Source organism: Pigmentiphaga daeguensis, assembly GCF_039523035.1.
In the GTDB taxonomy this organism is placed as follows: Bacteria; Pseudomonadota; Gammaproteobacteria; order Burkholderiales; family Burkholderiaceae_B; genus Pigmentiphaga; species Pigmentiphaga daeguensis.
In genome coordinates this window covers 153,383-172,059 of record NZ_BAAAEN010000009.1, presented here as the reverse complement: position 1 = coordinate 172,059, position 18,677 = coordinate 153,383, and the positions used below count along the sequence as shown (strand labels likewise).

Sequence of the window (18,677 nt, the reverse complement as noted above, 5' to 3'; positions counted from 1 at the left end):
GACTCCGACCTCAGGAGACTGGCATGTATCAGGACCTCGCCCTTTACATCGATGGCGAATTCATCCAAGGCGGCGATCGCCGCGAGCAGGATGTCATCAATCCTGCCACCCAGGAAGTGCTCGGCAAGCTGCCGCACGCCTCGCGCGCGGATCTGGACCGGGCCCTGGCGGCGGCCCAGCGGGCCTTCGAAAGCTGGAAGAAGACCTCGCCCCTCGAGCGTTCGCGCATCCTGCGCAAGGTGGCCGAACTGGCGCGCGAGCGTGCCCAGGACATCGGGCGCAACCTGACGCTGGACCAGGGCAAGCCGCTGGCCGAGGCCGTGGCCGAGATCATGACCTGCTCCGAGCATGCAGAATGGCATGCCGAGGAATGCCGCCGCATCTACGGCCGGGTGATCCCTCCCCGCAACCCGGCGGTGCGCCAGTTCGTCGTACGCGAGCCGGTGGGCGTCTGCGCCGCGTTCACGCCCTGGAACTTCCCGTTCAACCAGGCCATCCGCAAGGTCTCCGCGGCCGTCGCCGCCGGCTGCACCATCATCCTGAAGGGTCCGGAAGACACGCCCAGCGCGGTCGTGGCCATGGCCCAGCTGTTCCACGACGCCGGGCTGCCCCCCGGCGTGCTGAACATCGTCTGGGGCGTGCCCAGCGAAATCTCCACCTACCTGATCGAGTCGCCCATCGTGCGCAAGATCTCGTTCACCGGATCGGTGCCGGTGGGCAAGCAGCTGTCGGCGCTGGCCGGCGCCCACATGAAGCGCACCACGATGGAACTGGGCGGCCATTCCCCGGTGCTGGTCTTCGACGACGCCGACGTCGAGCCGGCGGCCGAGATGCTGGCGCGCATGAAGATCCGCAACGCCGGCCAGGTCTGCATATCGCCGACCCGCTTCTACGTCCAGGAAAAGGCCTACGACAAGTTCGTGGCGCGCTTCGCCGACACCATCGCCTCCATCAAGGTCGGCGACGGCCTGGGCAAGGGCGTGGAAATGGGCCCCCTGGCCCACGAGCGCCGGCTGATGGCCATGGAAACCTTCCTGGACGACGCCAGCCAGCGCGGCGGCCGTGTCGTGACGGGCGGCTCGCGCATGGGCGAAAAAGGCTATTTCTTCTCGCCCGCGGTCGTGACCGACATCCCCGACGACTCCAAGCTGATGACCGAGGAACCCTTCGGCCCCATCGCCCCGGTCACGCGCTTCAAGACCATCGAGGAAGTGCTCAAGCGCGCCAACAGCCTGCCCTTCGGCCTGGCCTCGTATGTGTTCACGAACTCGCTCAAGACCGCGACCGCCGTGTCCAACGGCCTGGAAGCCGGGATGGTCAACATCAACCACTTCGGCGTCGCCCTGGCCGAGACGCCCTTCGGCGGCGTGAAGGACTCGGGCATAGGCAGCGAAGGCGGCGTCGAGACCTTCGACGGCTACCTGGTGACCAAGTTCATCACGCAGATCTGACGTCCCCGCGGAGCGTCCCCGGCTCCCGGGGACGCATCCACCAGGCCAGTGCGGCAAAGCCCGCCAGCGCCCAGGCCGCCAGCCACGACAGCGATCCCGCCACGTCGGCCAGCGGCACCCCCATCTGGTTCAGCCTGAGCGAGGCATCGATGCCGGCGGTGCTGGGAAAGATCCAGCGTGCCGCCTGCAACACAGGCGGCAGGCTTTCCACCGGCCACGCGAATCCGGACAGGAAGGCGATGGGCAGCGACGTGAACAGCCATACCTGCAAGGCCTGCTCGCGGTCCTTGAGCCAGGCGCCCAGCAGCGCCCCCGCCACGCTGATCGCCGGGGCATAGCAAAGCAGCAGGACCAGCGCCCCCAGCGGGTTGCCGCCACGCGGGTAGTCCTGCAACCAGAAGATCCAGCCGAAATAGACCAGCCCCGCGACCAGGCCGGCGGTGGAGAAGGCCAGCACGCGCCCCAGCCAGACCCTGGCCGGCGCCCGCAGGCGGCCGGCCTCGGCCCAGGTGCCGGCCAGCATCGCGACGCCCATCAGCAGCGTCTGCTGCATGATGATCAACGCCACCGCCGGCACGACGTAGCTGCCATAGCCGCCGGTGGGGTTGTAGAGGGCCACGGCGCTGACGCCGACCGGGCTGCGGCCTGCCATGGCCTGGTTCCGCCCCTGCCCGTGCGCGGTACGCTGCGCGATCTCGATGCCGGCCGACACCGTGCCGACGACGGCCGTGAAGCCGGTCATCACCGCCTTGTTGTAGAGCGCGTAGCTGCCGTTGGTGCTGACCACGACCGGCGCCGGCCGGCCGCGCAGCACATTGCGCCTGAGGTCTCGCGTCAGCAGCGCATAGCCTTCGATCTCGCCCCGCCACATCGCCTGCCGTGCCGTCTCTTCGTCGCCGGTCACCATCGCCACGCGCAGGTCCGGGCTGGCATCGGCGTAGCGCACGATCTGGCGCGACAGGCTGGAGTGGTCCAGGTCCACGATGGCCACCGGCACGCGTTGCAGGACCTCGGTGGCATAGGGCCAGGGATAGAAGAATCCGTAGAAGACCGGGGCCAGCACGATCAGCAGCAGCGCGCCCTTGTCGCGCAGCAGCTCAGCCAGGGTGTCTCGCCAGGCCGCGGCCCAGCCGCGCGCGTCCATCAGCGGCCTCCCCAGCGCGCGGGCTCGGCCGCCACGCGGCACAGCAGCCACGCGCCCGCCAGCGCCAGCAGCGCCGCGCCCAGCGGCATCAGCACGAAGGCCGGCAACGAATGGCGCAGGGGCGCAGCCATCTGCAATTGCTCCACCTGCAGGCGGATGTAGTGCGTATAGGGCAGCGCCAGCGCCCAGGCGCGCGCGCCGGCCGGCATGGCGGCCAGCGGGAAGCCCATGCCGCTGAAGGCGAAGGCCGGCGCCGTCACGATGCCAGCCAGCGACAAGGCCGTGCGCAGGGATCGCGTCGCCAGCGCGGCGGCGGCCCCCATCGCGATCGACAAGGCAATGAAAGACATCAGGGCCACGGCTACCCACGGCAGGCTGCCGGGCGGATGCCACCCCCGGCCCCAGGTCAGCCACAGCAGGGCCGCCAGGCCCACGGCGGACAGCCCCGCCCATGGCCACGCGAGCTTGCCGGCCAATGCCGCCAGGGCCGGCCCCGCCGCGACGCGCACGCCGCCATCGGGACGGGCCTGCGCGCCCGTGGCCGCCGCGAGCCAGGCGCCCACCGTGCGGTCGCGGATCTCCCGGCCCACGGTCCAGGCGCCGGCCGTCATCCCCAGGATGTGCAGCAGTGCCGGGACCAGCGCGGCCGCCAGGAATTGTTCGTAGTTGAGACTGGGGTTGAACAAGGCCAGCGAACTGGCCCGAACCGGCTCGGCGCTGACCGCCACCGACTGCGCCGGCTCGCCGCGGCGGTTGCGCGCCGCCATCTCGACGCCGGCCGACAGTGTCATGGCCACGGTCTGCACATCGCGCAGGACCAGGCCCGACACCGTGTAGAACTGCGCGTTGTGGTAGAGCGTGACGTGGCCGCTGGCCCCGCGCTTGATGTCGCGGGAGAAATCGCGCTCGACCGCCACCACCGCGTAGACGTCGCCCCGCTCCATGCCGGCCCGCGCCTCGGCCAGGCTGGCGTCGCGCCGCGCGACGCGCAAGCCCGGCGCCGCCTCCAGCATGCGCGCGAACTGGCGCGACAGGGCCGAATGATCGCCGTCCACGACGGCGATGGGCAGGCGCGTGGGAATGCCGGCCGAGAACATCCACCACAGCAGCAGCACGGCCAGCAGCGGTACCCAGCTGATCATGGCCAGTTCGCGCGGATGCCGGCGCAGCCACGCGGCTTCCCGGCTCGCCGCGCGCCGGAAGGCGCCCGGCCGCGCTTCGCGGGGCGCGGCCCCGCCGGCCGTATGCGGGGGAGGTCCCGCCGCTGCGCTCATGGCGTCACCGTACCAGCACGCTCATGCCCGGCCGCGCGCCTTCTATCGGCGCCTGCGGACGAGCCCGGACCTCGAAGGTGCGGACGTCGAACCCCTGGCTGGCGCGGGTGGTGCGCCAGGTGGCGAAGTCGGGCAGCACGGAGACGTAATAGACCTTGAAATCCGCGCGGCGGTTGTCCAGTGCGGGCAGTTCGGCCTGGAAGCTCGAGCCGACGGCGAAACGCGAGAGCCGATCCTCGCGCACGTTGATGACGACCCACTGGTCGGCCAGGTCGACCACGGTGGCCACCGCCACGCCCTGCGGCGACAGCTCGCCGACCTTGGCATAGACCTTGGCGATCTCGCCGGCCACGGGGCTTTTCAGATTGACCTCGGCCTCGGCCGCCTCGACCTCGGCCAGCGCGCCGGCCACCTGCCGGGCCTGGCCCGCCGCCGCCTCCTTATCCTCGGGCCGCGCGCCGTCCAGCGCAAGCTGGTACTGCGCCCGCGCCGCCAGCGCCGCATCGCGCGAAGCGTGGTAATTGGCGCGCGCCTCGTCCCGCTTCTGCTCGGCCACCAGCCCTTCGCGGGCAAGGTTGTCCACGCGGCGGAACGAGACCTCCGCCAGGTCGGCCGCCGCCTGCGCACGCTGCCAGTTCAACTGCGCCATCGTGATCTCCTGCGGGCGGGCACCGCGATCGGCCTTGGCCTGCACCGCGCGCGCCGCCGCCAGCGCGCCCTGGGCCTGGGCCATCTTGGCGGCCACCTCGGGGCTGTCCAGGCGCACCAGCAACGCGCCGCGCTCCACCTTGTCGCCTTCTTTCACCGCCACCTCGGCCACGCGCGCCGAGATCTTGGCGGCGACGTCGGTCTCCTGGGCTTCCATGTAGCCCTGGAACTGCTCGGGCGCGGGCCGCGACGCGCGCCAGAAGCCATAGGCGACGACGGCCAGCACCAGCATGCCGGCAACGGCAATGGCGAGAGTGGATTTTCTTGCGCTCATGGCAACTCGGTCTCGTTGTCGTCAGGGGCCGCGGACGGGATCGGCGGCCACGGCCGCCAGCGGCAGGCGCACGTCCGCCCGTTCGATGTAACGCGTCAATTCGCCGCCCAGCCCACTGGCCTCCAGCAGTTCGGCCAGGGACTGGATGTAGTCGTAGGCGGCCTGCGCCCTTTCGGTCTGCACCTTGGCGCGGTTGGTCTCGGCATCGATCAGGTCCGTGGCGGTGCTGACGCCTTCGCGCAGGCCGCTGGTGCGCAGGCGCACCACCTCGTCGGCCAGTTCGACGCTGGCGCCGGTCGCCAGGAACTGGCGGCGCGCCTGATCCACCGCGCGCCACTTGCTTTCCACCAGTAGACTGATGTCCTGCCGCGCCTGGGCCTCGGTCAGCTGGGCCTGGAGAATGGTCTTGTCGCTGGCGGCGTCCAGCGCCGGCCGGTCCAGCGAATCCCACAGCGTCCAGCGCACGCCCACGCCCACCAGCCAGCTGCCGTTCTCGCTGCGGATCTGGTGGCCGCCGAAGGCGAACACCTGCGGGCGCCGCGTGGCGGTTTCCACCGCATGCAGCTGGCGCGCCTGTTCTTCCTTGGCCGCGACCTTGCCCAGCGCGGGATGCCCGCGCATGGCGGCCTCCAGGAAGTACGACAGCGGTTCGATGGACTGGGTCAGGATGAACAGCGGCGTCGAAGGCCGCACGGCCTCGTCCATGCGCAGCGTGCGGCCCAGGGCCACCTGCGCCAGTTCGAGCGTGTCCTGCGCCTTGCGCTCTTCGCGCCGCGCATCCTCCAGCGCGACCCGCGCCTGCAGCCGGTCGACGCGGGCAATCGTGCCTTCGGCCATCATGCGCTCGGCCGCGCGGTCGTGTTCGCCGATGGCACGCAGGGCCTCGCGGCGCAGGTCCCATGCGCGCGCGGCGAGCTGCGCGGCGAAATAGCGCTTGGCCAGCGTGGTCTGCACTTCGTAGCCGGCCTGGGTCGCGTCCGCGCGCGCTTCGTCGGCCTGGGCGTTGACCAGGCCGCGCGCCGCGTCGGTGGCCCCGCCCAGATAGAGCGGCCAGATGCCGATCAGGGATTTGTTGGTCAGGGAGCCGCGCCGCTCCAGTTCCACGCTGGAAGGCAGGGGCAGTGGAATACCGATGTTGTTCAGCCCCGACAGGCTGAGATTGGCGTTGGCTTCGTAGCGGATGTGGGAGGCGGACACGCTGAGCGAGGGCCCGCCCAGATGGCGCACGCCTTCGAGCTGGAGCTCCTTGCTTTCGACCGCCGCCCGCGCCGCGCCCAGCTTGTCGGATCGCGCCAGTACCTGCTGCTGCGCCGCCTGATAGCTCAGGGCGGGCAGCGCCTGGGCCGCCGCGCCCGCATGCAGGACAAAGGCCAGCCAGGCCGCAAACCCACCCGCCTTCCGCCGCCATTGCCCATCACCACTTGGGCGATACCTCCGGCCCCCGGACGTCGACGCATGCACGGATCCCGTCCCCCTGACAAGTTCGGCGGAGCCGGGCACCCCCTCGCCGGCCACGCTTCATGGGGACATGATAAAGAAAACGGGCCGGTAGTGCGCATCTTGCGCATCACATCGCCGACAGGCCCCCATCGACCAGCACGTGGGTCCCGGTCATGAACGAGGCTTCGTCCGAGGCCAGCCACAGCACGGGCCAGGCGATTTCCTCGGGTGCCGCCCAGCGGCCCAGCAGGGAGGTATCGCTGCGCTCGCCCCTCAACTGCTCGATCGCCTGGCCGCGCGCCCGGGCCCGGTCCACGTGGAACTCGGTCAGGGTCGATCCCGGACATACGGCGTTGACGCGCACGCCGTGCGACGCTTCCTCGAACGCCAGCGTGCGGGTCATCGCCAGCAGGCCGGCCTTGGTCGCATCGTAGATGCCCATGCCCGCCCTGCCCGTCACCGCGTAGCACGACGACACGATCACCAGGCTGCCCCTGCCCGACTCGCGCAGGGCGGGCAGCGCGGCACGGCAGTAATTGGCCGTACCGACCAGGTTCACGTCCACCATGGCGCGCCACTCCTCGGGCCGGGCTTCGGACAGGCGCGAGTAGTTGCGCATGGCCGCGTTGCAGACCAGGACGTCCAGCCCGCCCCAGGTCCGCCGGGCCAGCTCGGCCGCGTTCAATGCCGCATCCTCGTCGGCCACGTCGGCGGCCAGGCACTCGACCCGGGCCTCCGGATGCTGCTCGCGCAGCGCCGCGGCGCTGCGCGCCAGCGCGTCGGCATCGCGGTCCACCAGCAGCACCGCCGCGCCTTCCAGACAGAAGACCCGGGCGATGGCGGCGCCTATGCCCGCGCCGCCGCCGGTGATCAGGGCCCTGCGTTCTGCGAGTCTGGCCATGGCTTACCCCGCCTTCGCGCCGGTGGCCTTGATGACCTTGCCCCAGCGTTCGACTTCGGTCCGTATCCACGCGCCGAACTGTTCCGGCGTGTTGGCCACGACCTCGAACTCCATGTCGCGCAGCTTCTGCTGCACGTCGGGCATGTGCAGGATCTTCACGATCTCCTTGTTGTAGCGGTCGATGATGGGACGCGGCGTGCCGGCCGGCGCCAGGAAGCCGATCCACGACGTGGCAACGAAGTGGGGATAGCCCGACTCGATCATGGTCGGAATGTCGGGCGTGCTGGGAAAGCGCTTCTCGCCCGTCGAGGCCAGCAGCCTGAGCCGCCCTTCCTTCACATACTGCTGGACGTTGCCGGGCACCATGAAGGCCGCCTGCACGTTGCCCGCCACCAGGTCGACCAGGGCCGGCGAGGCGCCGCGATAGGGCACGTGCGTGGCGCCCAGCCCCGAGGCCTCGTTCAGCATCTCCATGGTCAGGTGCGAGGCGCTGCCGGTGGCCACCGACCCGTACGACAGCTTGCCCGGATGGGCCTTGGACCAGGCCACCAGATCCGCCACGCTCTTGACCGGCAACCCCGGATTGACCACCAGGTACTGCGGCGAGCTGACCGCGAGCGTGATCGGCGCCAGGTCGGTGACCGGATCGTAGGGCATGTTGTCGAAAAGCGTCTTGTTGATGGCGATGGGCCCGTTGTAGCCCACCAGCAGCGTGTAGCCGTCCGGCGGCGACTTGGCCACCAGGTCCGCACCGATGTTGCCGCCTGCGCCCGGCTTGTTCTCGACGATGACCGGCTGCCCCAGTATGCCTTCGAGCTTGGACGCCACCAGCCGTCCCAGCACGTCGTTGGTGCTGCCCACGATGGGAACGATGATGCGCACGGGCTTGGTGGGTGCCCATTCGCCGGCGGCCGCGGCCGCCGGCACGACGGAACAGACGGCGAGCGCACAGGCCGCCTTGCGTAGCAATGCATGCATGAAAGTCTCCTTACCCTCTCGTTATCGAAGCGGCCGGCTACACGCTGTAGACCGGCTCGTTCAAGCCGTCCGCCAGGTGTTTCCTGGCCCACTCCATCGGATCCGCGCCACGGTCCAGCAAGACGCCCGCAGCGCGCACGCGCTGCGCGGCGCCGTCCAGCGCCGGCGGTTCCGAACCGTTGGCCAGCCCCACGGCGGCTTCATGCAGCATGCGGCGCGCCATGACGATGGCGCGATCCGTGGGCAGCAGCCGTTCGGCCTCATGGTTCTGGATGGGTCCCATGCTTTCCTGCAGCGACGCATCCTGCATGGCGAAGCCGAACACGCCGCTGTAGGCGCGCTTCTCCTTCTGCGCCACGCGGTCGATCAGGTAGTCGTTGTCCTTGTTCGCCAGGGGGCGGAAGGTAACGGGATCGCAGGGCGCATGGATGCCCCGGCCCGCGTCCAGATCCGCGCGCTCCTGTTCGGACAGCGGCTTGTCGGGATGGAAGTTGATGCTCCAGGCCCAGCAGTTGTGATCGTCGATGGGAACCCAGACGTGCCCGCCCAGGGCGTGGTCGCCGAACGGCGGGATCAGCGTGAACCACGGGAACAGCCACTGGGTGATGCGCCAGTAGTACGAATCGGGTTCGCCATTGCGGCGGCCGTACAGGGACAGGCCGAACTCGTTCTTCTCGATGTCGAACACCACGTTGCCGTCGGCCTTGATGTAGTCATTGGCCTTGGTGCCCTGGTGCAGCGGATCCACGTCGACTTCGTAGCGGTGCACGTACGACACGTGGCTGGTATCGATGCCGCCTTCCATGGCTTGCAGGTAGTTGGACTCCTGCAGCCGCTTGGACACGTAGATATGGCTTTCCGGCAGGCAGCACCACTCCACCTCGGGCAGGCTGGGCTGGGTTTCCGGCGGCCCCATGTAGGCCCAGACGATGGAGCCGCGCTCGATGCACGGATAGGCCTTGATGCCCATGCGGCTGCAGCTTTGCGGCGCCGACGGCACGTCCACGCACTCTCCCAGGCGGTTGAACTTCAGGCCGTGGTAGGCGCAGCGGATGCCGTCCTCTTCATTGCGGCCGAAGTACAGCGACACGCCGCGGTGCGAACAGAACTCGTCGATCAGCCCCGCCTGCCCGCTGCTGTCGCGGAACGCCAGCAGCTTCTCGCCCATGATCTGCACGCGCACCGGGGGACAGTCGGGCTCGGCGATCTCGCTCGATTTCAGGATGGGGACCCAGTAGCGCCGCAGCAGATTGCCCATGGGCGTGCCCGGGCCGGTGCGCACCAGGATTTCCGAGGTTTCCTTGTTCATGACTCCACTGCCTCCTGCAGGAAATGTCCGTTCTGTGATAATTGAGTCCATTCTACGGACATAAAACGGAATGTCAACGGGCAGGCGCCCACGGAACCGGGCGTCGGCTCGGCTACGATGTCGGGCTGGATGGACAGAGACGAACGAGGAAAGGCGTGGCGGAAACCGAGAAACCGGGCGAAAGCGTGCGGGCCGTGGACCGGGCCCTGGAAATCCTGCTGGCCTTCACGGCCACGGACTACGAGCTGACGGTGGGGCAATTGCTCAAGCGCGTGGACCTGAGCCGGCCCACGCTGTACCGCCTGCTGTACACGCTGGAGCAGTGCGGCTTCGTGGTATCGGAGGGCGATCCGCAGAAATTCCGCCTGGGGCCCTCGGTGGGCCAGCTGGCCCACGTCTGGACTTCCAGCCTGGACCTGAGCGCGCTGGCGGCGCCGCCCATGCAGCGGCTGCGCGAGCAGACCGGCGAGACGGTGGCCCTGTTCGTGCTGCAAGGCGGAGACCGGCTCTGCATCGCCGAGCTGCCCAGTCCCCAGCCCCTGAGCTTCAAGCGCGGCATCGGCTATCGCGAGCGCATATCGGTGGGCGCCAGCGGCCGGGCCATCCTGGCCAACATCGGCCAGGGCGACGAGGACCGCCGCCGCTACGCGGCCGAGCGCGGCCTGGACATCGAGCGGCCGGCCGAAGACCTGGACATGGTGCGGCGCCGGGGCTATGCCGTCAGCAGGGATGAACTGATACAGGGCGCGGTGGCGATCGCCGCGCCCTTCTTCGATCGCAGCGGCCAGGTGGCGGGCTCGCTGGGCGTATTCGGCCCCGGCGCGCGGCTGCCCGCCGATCGCATCCAGGAATTCGGAGAAATGGTGATGCGGGAAGCCGCCGAGCTCTCGCGCACGCTGGGCAGCCGGACGGCGCCCTGACGGCGGCGGATCAGGCCCGCCGCGCGGGCGTGGCGGCCGCGCGAGCCGCCGCCAGCCGCCGCGGGTCCTGCGCCCGCAGCCGGACGTCCGGGCCCAGCCCGCGCACGTCCACGAACTGGAAACGGCGTGCCTGGCCCAGATCCTCGATCAGGGGCAAGCGCGCCATGCCGGCGCCCTCGCCCAACACCATGGGCGCCATGTAGACCAGCAATTCGTCCACGCAGCCCTCCTGCAGCAAGGCGCCGGTCAGCACCGCGCCGGCCTCGGCATGGACTTCGTTGATGTCGTGCTGCCCCAGCCAGCGCATGACGCCGGGCAGGTCGACGCGGCCATCCGCGCCCGGCAGGCAAATGACCCGCGCATTGCGCGCCGCCAGTTCGGCGACCCGCCCGGCATCCTCGCGCGCCGTGAAGACCCAGGTTTCCGTGCCGTCGAGCAGGCGCGCAGCGGCCGGCATGCGCAGATGCGTATCCAGCACGATCTTGCGCGGCGGGCGCGTGGTCGCCACATGGCGCACGTCCAGGCGGGGATCGTCGGCCAGCACGGTGCCGATGCCGGTCAGCACGGCGCAACTGCGCGCGCGCCAGTGATGGCCGTCGGCGCGGGCGGCCTCGCCGGTGATCCATTGCGACCGCCCGTTGGGCAGCGCGCTGCGCCCGTCCAGCGACGCCGCCATCTTCGCCCAGAGCCAGGGGGTGCCGCGGCTCATGCGGGCGACGAAGCCGACGTTCAGCGCCAGCGCCTCGTCCAGGCACACGCCCGCGGTGACTTCGATGCCCGCGGCGCGCAGCCGAGCCAGGCCTTCGCCGTTGACGCGCGGATTGGGATCGCCCATCGCCACGACGACCCGCGCCGGCGCGGCGGCGACCAGCGCATCGACGCATGGCGGCGTGCGGCCATGGTGGCTGCAGGGTTCCAGCGTGACGTAGACGGTGGCGCCTGCCACCGACAAGCCGCGCGCCTGCGCGTCGCGCAGCGCCCGCACCTCGGCATGCGGCCCGCCCACGGGCTGGGTCGCGCCTTCGCCCAGGACCTGGCCGTCGCGCACGATGACGCAGCCCACGCGCGGATTCGGCGAAGTCGTATACATGACGCCGTCGGCCAGCGACAGCGCGCGCCGCATCCAGGCGGCATCCTCGGGACGTTCGGGAATGTCGGCGCTCATCGGCGATCAGGACTTCGCGCCGGGAGGCCGGGGCCCCTGGACCTCGCGCACGACGTCGGTGAATTCATCCACGTCCTCGAAGCTCTTGTAGACCGAGGCAAAGCGGATGTAGGCGATCTTGTCGAGCTTCTTGAGCTCCTGCATGACTAGCTCGCCCACGCGCTCGGAGGGCACCTCTCGCAGGCCGCTGGTCATCAGGGCTTCCTCGATGCGCGTGACGGCGGCTTCCACCGCGTCGGCGCTGACGGCCCGCTTGCGCAGCGCCAGCATCAGGCTGCCGCGCAGCTTGCCCTGGTCGTACTCCGACCGGCTGCCATTGCGCTTGACCACCGCCGGCAGCGACAACTCCACCCGCTCGTAGGTGGTGAAGCGCCGATCGCAATGCGTGCAGCGGCGGCGCCGTCGAATGGCGCTGCCCTCTTCCAGCACCCGGGTGTCCATCACCTGGGTGTCCTCATGGCGACAGAAAGGACACTTCATCTGCGGTCCTCGGCCAAAATGGCGTCCATGCGTGCGACTCCCTCTTTAAGACCAGCCCCCCAGGGCGCAGCGGATCCGGCTTTGCCGGTCCGCCAGCGCCGCCCCCTTGAGGGGGCGCCCGAAGGGCGCAGGGAGTGGTCTTTCCTACCGGTCCGCCAGCGCCGCCCCCTCGAGGGGGCGCCCGAAGGGCGTAGGGGGTGAGCCCTACTACCCACCATAGACCGGGAACTTCGCGGTCAGGGCGTTGACGCGCTCGCGCACGGCCGCGATGTTGGCCTCGTCGCGCGGGTTGTCCAGCACGTCGGCGATGAGGTTGGCGGTCAGGCGGGCCTCGTCTTCCTTGAAGCCGCGCGTGGTCATGGCCGGCGAACCGACACGCACGCCGCTGGTGACGAAGGGCTTTTCCGGATCGTTCGGGATCGCGTTCTTGTTGACCGTGATGTGAGCCTGGCCCAGCGCCAGTTCGGCGTCCTTGCCCGTGATGCCCTTGGCGCGCAGGTCCACCAGCATGACGTGGCTCTCGGTGCGTCCGGACACGATGCGCAGGCCGCGTTCGACCAGCGTCTCCGCCATCACCTTGGCGTTGGCCACGACCTGGGCGGCATACTGCTTGAACGAGGGATCCAGCGCTTCCTTGAAGGCCACGGCCTTGGCGGCGATGACGTGCTCCAGCGGACCGCCCTGGATGCCCGGGAAGATGGCGGAGTTGACGGCCTTCTCGAACTCGGCCTTGCACATGATCAGTCCGCCGCGCGGGCCGCGCAGCGACTTGTGCGTGGTCGAGGTGACGAAATCGGCGTGCGGGACCGGGTTGGGATAGGCGCCGCCGGCGACCAGGCCGGCGTAGTGGGCGATGTCCACCATGAACAGCGCGCCGTTGGCCTTGGCGATCTCGGCGAAACGGGCGAAGTCGATGCGCAGCGCATAGGCCGAGGCACCGGCCACGATCAGCTTGGGCTTGTGCTCGGCGGCCAGGCGCGCGACCTGGTCGTAATCGATTTCTTCCTGGGCGTTCAGGCCGTAGGACAGGAAGTTGTAGAGCTTGCCCGAGGCATTGACCGGCGAGCCGTGCGTCAGGTGGCCGCCCTCGGCCAGGCTCATGCCCAGCACGGTGTCGCCGGGCTTGAGCACGGCCATGTACACGCCCTGGTTGGCCTGCGAGCCCGAGTTGGGCTGCACGTTCACGGCGTCGGCGCCGAAGATCTGCTTGGCGCGGTCGATGGCCAGCTGCTCGACGATGTCCACGAACTCGCAGCCGCCGTAATAGCGCTTGCCGGGATAGCCTTCGGCGTACTTGTTGGTGAGCTGCGTGCCCTGCGCCTGCATGACGGCCGGGCTGGCGTAGTTTTCCGAGGCGATCAGCTCGATGTGCTGTTCCTGGCGCTGGTTTTCCAGCTCGATGGCGGACCAGAGCTCGGGATCGGCCTGGGCGATGGTGCGGTTGCGGTCGAACATGACGGTTTCCTTCCTGTGCAGAACGGGGGGCCAACCGACGGATTCAACGCGACGGCCAGCCGATATGACGGAAACCGCGCCACATCGCCCTGCTGCGCCTGCGCGGCAGGGCAGCCGAAACGAAAGACGGCGTGACGCGATCTACGAATCTGCCTAACGGCTGCCCAGGCGAACGGCGGGCGGCGCGGCCGCGCCCCGGACGGGACGAACCTAACCGCCGAAACCCTGCGCTTCCTTGTGGTAAACCCACCTAGGCCCCGAAGCCTAGAGTCGCCAGTCACGCAGGGTGAAGGCAAGAATTAGTTTACCCCAGTCTCGAGCGCCCTGGCGCACGTCTGCGCGGCGGCGCAACATGGGCTATCGTGGCACCCTGACCGCGACCGACAACCGACTTCCAGGACTCTCCCGATGAAGCACCGCATCCTGCAGATCGCCTCCATCACGCCCGCCGTCGACGCCCGCCTGGCGCGCGACTACGACATCGCCCCGCTGTGGAAGCAGGCCGACCCCGCCGCCTTCCTGGCCGAGCACGGCGCCGGGTTCGAAGGCATCGCGATCCACGTGCGCGACGCCTGTGGCGCCGACATCCTGAACGCCCTTCCCAATGCCCGCGTCATCGCCAACTTCGGCGTGGGCTACGACAAGATCGACGTCGAGGCCGCCAAGCGCCGGGGCATGCAGATCAGCAACACGCCCGAAGTGCTGGACGGCTGCGTCGCCGACCTGGCCATGGGCCTGGCGATCGACGTGGCGCGCGGCATTTCCGTCACGACCCGCTTCGTGCGGGCCGGCGGCTGGAAAACCGGCCAGCGCCCGCTGATGACGCGCGTGCACGGCAAGAACATGGGCCTGCTGGGCTTCGGCGGCATCGGCCAGGCCATCGGCCGGCGCGCCGCCGGCTTCGACATGGACGTGCGCTACCACACGCGCCGGCCGGTCGCGGGCACCCCGTACCGGCACGAGCCCTCGCTGGTGGAACTGGCCCGATGGGCCGATTTCCTGGTGGTGGCCTGCCCCGGCGGCGCCGCCACCCGCCACCTGGTGAACGCCGAAGTCATGGAGGCGCTGGGCCCGCAGGGCATCCTGGTCAACATCGCGCGCGGCAGCGTGGTCGACGAAGCCGCGCTGGTCCGGGCCTTGCAGGAAGGCCGGCTGGGCGGCGCGGGCCTGGACGTGTTCGAGAACGAGCCCGACGTGCCCCAGGCCCTGCTGGAGATGGACAACGTAGTGGCCGTCTCGCACATCGCCGGCTTCACCCGCGAATCGCGGGCGGACATGGAAGCCCGCGTGTGCGACAACCTGGATGCGTATTTCCGGACGGGGCAGGTGCTGAATCCGGTCTGAGCAGCCTCCCGATTCCGCCCGCAACGGCCGCTAGACCGACGCCCCCGAGAACTTCACCACCTCGGACCACTTGCGGCTTTCTTCCTGGACCTTACGGGCGTACTCGGCCGCGCCGCCCAGCAGTGGCTCGGCGCCTTCGATGCCCAGCTTGGACTGGAATTCGGGCGTGGACGCCGCCTTCAGGATCTCGGCGCCAAGCTGCGCCACGTCCGCCTGCGGCACGCCCTTGGGAGCCAGGATGCCGTAGGTCAGCGTGCTTTCGAAACCCGCCAGCGCGGAAACGCCGGATTCGGCCACGGTCGGCACGTCCGGCAGCAGCGCCAGCCGCTTCGCGCTGGTGACGGCCAGGGCCCGCAGCTTGCCGGCCTTGACCAGCGCCATGGCGGCCGGGATCACGCTGAAACTGAAATCCACCTGGCCGCCGGCCACATCCGCCAGCGCCGGCGCCGTGCCCTTGTACGGCGCATGGACGGCGCGCGCGCCCAGCGCGTGCAGGAACATTTCCGCCGTCAGGTGGCCGCCCGTGCCGGCGCCGCTGGACGCATAGGACAGGTCGGCATTCTTGGCCTTCAGCGCGTCGGCCAGCTGCGCGACGCTCTTGACGGGCGAGGCCGCCGGCACGACCAGCAGCAGCGCCGACGACGCGAACATCGCGACCGGCTGCAGGTCGGTGGAGGCGTTGAACGACAGGTTCTTGTACAGCGCGGGATTGATGGCGATCGTACCCGTATGCCCGAGCAGGAAGGTATTGCTGTCGGCCGCGGCGCGCACCACCAGTTCCGTGCCGAGGTTGCCGCCGGCGCCCGGAAAACGGTGCGGGAGGTGGAAGTGGCCATGTCGGGAAGGTGCGTGGAAATCAAGGCGCAAGCATAGCCGATCGACTTCGGGCGCTCAGACGGCGGAAACCCCTACGGCGAGGGCAGCCATATCAAAACGGCATAACAGCTGTCCATGGAACGCGGTATCGGCCAGCGCCGCGCCCGACCACAATGCTCTTCCAGGCAGGACGACACTGCCGGATCATCAGGAGACGCCATGGACCGCCATCATCGCCCGCCCCCGCGCGGGCTCCTTTCCCCGTTGCTGCTAGCGCTCGCCACCCTCCTGGCCCCGCTGGCGGCGTGGCCGCAGGCCTTCCCGCAGAAGCCGGTCAAGATCGTCGTCGGCTTCGGCCCGGGCGGGCTGGGCGATACCGTGGTGCGTACCCTGGCGCAGAAAATGGCCGAATCCATGGGTCAGAGCGTAGTGGTCGAAAACGCCCCCGGCGCCGGCGGCATCACGGCCGCGTCCATGGTGGCCCGTGCCGCCCCGGACGGTTACACCCTGCTGCTGGTCAGCGGGCAGAACGCGTTCAGCCCTTATCTGTTCAAGTCGCTGCCCTACGATCCGGTCGAGAGCTTCTCGATGATCTCCACCATCGGTACCTTCCACTTCCTGCTGGTGGCCGACAAGGACAGTCCGCTCAAGACCGTCGACGACGTCGTCGGCGCCGCCCGCCGGGATCCGGCGCACTTCAACATCGGCACGATCAGCGTCGGCAGCGCCCAGCATCTTTCCGCGCGCCTGTTCGCGACGATGGCGGGACTGGACGTGCCCATCGTCCCGTTCAAGTCCACCGGCGACGTCATCGCCGCGCTGCGCGGCCGCAATGTGCAGGTGGCGATGGAAACCGTCACGGGCGTGCTGGGCCAGATCCGCGGCGGGTCGCTGCGAGCCATCGCGACCACGGCGCCCGCGCGGATAGGGTTCCTGCCCGACGTGCCCACCATCGCCGAAAGCGGCAACCCGGCCCTGGCCAGGTATGAATCCGATTCGTGGAACGGCATCGTCGCCCCCGCCGGCACGCCGCCCGCGATCGTGCAGAAGCTCAACCAGGAGATCGGCAAGGCCCTGCAGGCGCCGGACGTGCGCCAGCGCTTCATCGCGCTGGGCATAGAGCCGCGCGCCAGCACGCCGGAGGCGCTCAAGGAGGTCTTCCGCAAGGACGCCGCCAAGTGGCGGGTCGTCATCGAAGAAGCAGGCATCGAGAAGCAATGAAACCCGACCAGGCAAACGGAAACGTCATGACCCACCGCAGCACGGCGCCTTCGGCGCCGCAGGAAACGACCGCCGCCATCACCGAGGCGGAAAGACGAACGAGGATAGACCTGGCCGCGTGCTACCGGCTGATCGACCTGTTCGGCATGAGCGACATGATCCTCAATCACATCTCGGCGCGGGTCCCGGGCGACGACGAGCACTTCCTGATCAATCCGTTCGGCATGATGTACGAGGAGATCACCGCGTCCTGCCTGATCAAGGTCGACCTGGCCGGCAAGGTGATCCACAACCCCAATGCGCAGTACACGATCAACCTGCCCGGCTACGTGATCCACAGCGCGATCCATGGCGCGCGCCCGGACGTGGCCTGCGTCCTGCATACCCACACGCCGGCGGGCATGGCGGTCTCGGCCCTGGAATGCGGCCTGTTGCCGCTGAACCAGACCGCGATGCGCTTCGCCGGCGGCGTGGGCTACCACGACTTCGAAGGCGTGGCGGTGGACGTGGACGAGCGCCGGCGGCTGGCCGCCAACCTGGCCGACCGCGACGTCATGATCCTGCGCAATCACGGACTGCTGGCCGTGGGCAGGACCGTGGCCGAGGCCTTCGTCAACATGCAGCGGCTCGAACGGGCATGCCAGACACAGTTGCTGACGCTGTCGGCCGGCAGCCCGCTGCACATGCCGGCGCCGGCCGTGACCGAGCGCGCCTATCAGCAGTTGCGCCACGCGCCCACGCCCAATCCGGACGGCACCCATCCCCCCCACGGCGAACGCGAGTGGCCGGCCCTGCTGCGGATGCTGGACCGACGCGATACGAGCTACCGCGATTGACCCCGGGAGAGCCCACGATGAAACACCGCATCCTGCAGATCGGCCCCATCACCGCCCCCGCCGACGAGCGGCTGGCGCGCGACTACGACGTCACCCCGCTGTGGAAGCAGTCCGATCGCGCCGCCTTCCTGGCCGAGCACGGCCCCGCGTTCGAAGGCATCGCGATCCACGTGCGCGACGCCTGCGGCGCCGACATCCTGAACGCCGTGCCCAATGTCCGCGTCATCGCCAACTTCGGCGTGGGCTACGACAAGATCGACGTCGAAACCGCCAGGCGCCTGGGCATGCAGGTCAGCAATACCCCGCGCGTCCTGGACGGCTGCGTCGCCGACCTGGCCATGGGCCTGGCGATCGACGTGGCGCGCGGCATTTCCGTCACGACCCGCTTCGTGCGGGCCGGCGGCTGGAAGACCGGCCAGCGCCCGCTGATGACCCGCGTGCATGGCAAGAACATGGGCCTGCTGGGCTTCGGCGGCATCGGCCAGGCCGTCGCGCGCCGCGCGGCCGGCTTCGACATGGTGGTGCGCTATCACACGCGCCGGCCGGTCGCGGGCAGCCCGCACGAGCACGAGCCCTCGCTGGTGGAACTGGCCCGGTGGGCCGATTTCCTGGTGGTGGCCTGCCCCGGCGGCCCTGCCACCCGCCACCTGGTCGACGCGGAAGTGCTGGATGCGCTGGGCCCGCGAGGTATCCTGGTCAACATCGCGCGCGGCAGTGTGGTCGACGAGGCGGCGCTGGTCCGGGCCTTGCAGGAAGGCCGGCTGGGCGGCGCGGGCCTGGACGTGTTCGAAAACGAGCCCGACGTGCCCCAGCCCCTGCTGGACATGGACCAGGTCGTGGCGCTCTCGCACATCGCCGGCTTCACGCGCGAGTCGCGCGCCGACATGGAACGGCTGGTGTGCGACAACCTGGACGCCTACTTCCGCGGCGGACAGGTCCTGACCCCGGTCTGAACGCCCCA

General features: G+C 69.6%; 17 protein-coding genes and 1 riboswitch. Of the genes, 6 read left to right on the top strand and 11 right to left on the bottom strand.

The genetic code is table 11. The features are described from left to right. Positions 1-23: 23 nt before the first annotated feature. Positions 24-1,451 carry an NAD-dependent succinate-semialdehyde dehydrogenase gene (locus tag ABD104_RS13840; RefSeq protein ID WP_087841612.1) on the top strand — a complete coding sequence of 476 codons (1,428 nt, stop codon included), beginning with the start codon at positions 24-26 and terminating at the stop codon, positions 1,449-1,451. Here the strand turns inward: ABD104_RS13840 and ABD104_RS13835 are convergent. The 7 genes from ABD104_RS13835 to ABD104_RS13805 form a co-directional block, all read right to left on the bottom strand. After that, positions 1,438-2,595, bottom strand: coding sequence for an ABC transporter permease (locus ABD104_RS13835; protein ID WP_343927687.1), 1,158 nt, complete (start codon positions 2,593-2,595; stop codon positions 1,438-1,440). The two genes, ABD104_RS13840 and ABD104_RS13835, sit on opposite strands and share 14 nt — an antisense overlap. Next, positions 2,595-3,869 (bottom strand): ABC transporter permease, encoded by a 1,275-nt coding sequence (locus tag ABD104_RS13830; protein ID WP_343927686.1) that lies wholly within the window; start codon positions 3,867-3,869, stop codon positions 2,595-2,597. The genes ABD104_RS13835 and ABD104_RS13830 overlap by 1 nt, the downstream gene beginning before the upstream one ends. A 4-nt stretch (positions 3,870-3,873) precedes the next feature. Further along, a complete protein-coding gene (locus ABD104_RS13825) occupies positions 3,874-4,851 on the bottom strand; it encodes an HlyD family secretion protein (RefSeq protein ID WP_343927685.1) in 978 nt (325 codons plus the stop codon). A 21-nt stretch (positions 4,852-4,872) separates the two neighbouring features. Continuing rightward, positions 4,873-6,312 (bottom strand): TolC family protein, encoded by a 1,440-nt coding sequence (locus ABD104_RS13820; RefSeq protein ID WP_343927684.1) that lies wholly within the window; start codon positions 6,310-6,312, stop codon positions 4,873-4,875. A 106-nt stretch (positions 6,313-6,418) separates the two neighbouring features. After that, positions 6,419-7,192 carry an SDR family NAD(P)-dependent oxidoreductase gene (locus ABD104_RS13815; RefSeq protein WP_343927683.1) on the bottom strand — a complete coding sequence of 258 codons (774 nt, stop codon included), beginning with the start codon at positions 7,190-7,192 and terminating at the stop codon, positions 6,419-6,421. Positions 7,193-7,195: 3 nt separating this feature from the next. Continuing rightward, the gene (locus ABD104_RS13810) at positions 7,196-8,170 is read right to left on the bottom strand and encodes a Bug family tripartite tricarboxylate transporter substrate binding protein (RefSeq protein ID WP_279815480.1); all 975 of its coding nucleotides are present in this window, start codon (positions 8,168-8,170) and stop codon (positions 7,196-7,198) included. A gap of 37 nt (positions 8,171-8,207) precedes the next feature. After that, positions 8,208-9,479: a Rieske 2Fe-2S domain-containing protein gene (locus ABD104_RS13805; RefSeq protein ID WP_087841617.1), complete on the bottom strand. Its 1,272-nt coding sequence runs from the start codon at positions 9,477-9,479 to the stop codon at positions 8,208-8,210. Between the two features lie 155 nt (positions 9,480-9,634). Between ABD104_RS13805 and ABD104_RS13800 the strand changes: the two genes are divergently transcribed. Continuing rightward, positions 9,635-10,399, top strand: a complete 765-nt coding sequence (locus ABD104_RS13800) for an IclR family transcriptional regulator (protein WP_243724688.1) — start codon at positions 9,635-9,637, stop codon at positions 10,397-10,399. 10 nt (positions 10,400-10,409) lie between these two features. On the opposite strand, the gene ribD is transcribed toward ABD104_RS13800, so the two are convergent. The 3 genes from ribD to glyA form a co-directional block, all read right to left on the bottom strand. Then, complete coding sequence (gene ribD / locus ABD104_RS13795; RefSeq protein WP_087841754.1) at positions 10,410-11,522, bottom strand: bifunctional diaminohydroxyphosphoribosylaminopyrimidine deaminase/5-amino-6-(5-phosphoribosylamino)uracil reductase RibD; 1,113 nt, start codon at positions 11,520-11,522, stop codon at positions 10,410-10,412. Between the two features lie 48 nt (positions 11,523-11,570). Then, positions 11,571-12,044: a transcriptional regulator NrdR gene (nrdR, locus tag ABD104_RS13790; RefSeq protein ID WP_087841618.1), complete on the bottom strand. Its 474-nt coding sequence runs from the start codon at positions 12,042-12,044 to the stop codon at positions 11,571-11,573. 207 nt (positions 12,045-12,251) lie between these two features. After that, positions 12,252-13,499 (bottom strand): serine hydroxymethyltransferase, encoded by a 1,248-nt coding sequence (gene glyA / locus ABD104_RS13785; RefSeq protein WP_087841619.1) that lies wholly within the window; start codon positions 13,497-13,499, stop codon positions 12,252-12,254. A gap of 155 nt (positions 13,500-13,654) precedes the next feature. Then, a riboswitch (ZMP/ZTP riboswitch) is annotated at positions 13,655-13,790 on the bottom strand. A gap of 117 nt (positions 13,791-13,907) precedes the next feature. Between glyA and ABD104_RS13780 the strand changes: the two genes are divergently transcribed. Then, positions 13,908-14,843 carry a 2-hydroxyacid dehydrogenase gene (locus ABD104_RS13780; RefSeq protein ID WP_343927682.1) on the top strand — a complete coding sequence of 312 codons (936 nt, stop codon included), beginning with the start codon at positions 13,908-13,910 and terminating at the stop codon, positions 14,841-14,843. Between the two features lie 30 nt (positions 14,844-14,873). On the opposite strand, the gene ABD104_RS13775 is transcribed toward ABD104_RS13780, so the two are convergent. Further along, a complete protein-coding gene (locus tag ABD104_RS13775; protein ID WP_279815488.1) occupies positions 14,874-15,710 on the bottom strand; it encodes a Bug family tripartite tricarboxylate transporter substrate binding protein in 837 nt (278 codons plus the stop codon). 168 nt (positions 15,711-15,878) lie between these two features. Between ABD104_RS13775 and ABD104_RS13770 the strand changes: the two genes are divergently transcribed. From ABD104_RS13770 to ABD104_RS13760, 3 genes are read left to right on the top strand one after another with little or no spacing between them, the layout of a single operon-like run. Then, positions 15,879-16,880: a Bug family tripartite tricarboxylate transporter substrate binding protein gene (locus ABD104_RS13770; protein WP_165963390.1), complete on the top strand. Its 1,002-nt coding sequence runs from the start codon at positions 15,879-15,881 to the stop codon at positions 16,878-16,880. Positions 16,881-16,906: 26 nt separating this feature from the next. Next, positions 16,907-17,716 carry a class II aldolase/adducin family protein gene (locus ABD104_RS13765; protein WP_087841622.1) on the top strand — a complete coding sequence of 270 codons (810 nt, stop codon included), beginning with the start codon at positions 16,907-16,909 and terminating at the stop codon, positions 17,714-17,716. 17 nt (positions 17,717-17,733) lie between these two features. Beyond that, positions 17,734-18,669: a 2-hydroxyacid dehydrogenase gene (locus ABD104_RS13760; RefSeq protein ID WP_343927681.1), complete on the top strand. Its 936-nt coding sequence runs from the start codon at positions 17,734-17,736 to the stop codon at positions 18,667-18,669. Positions 18,670-18,677 lie beyond the last annotated feature (8 nt).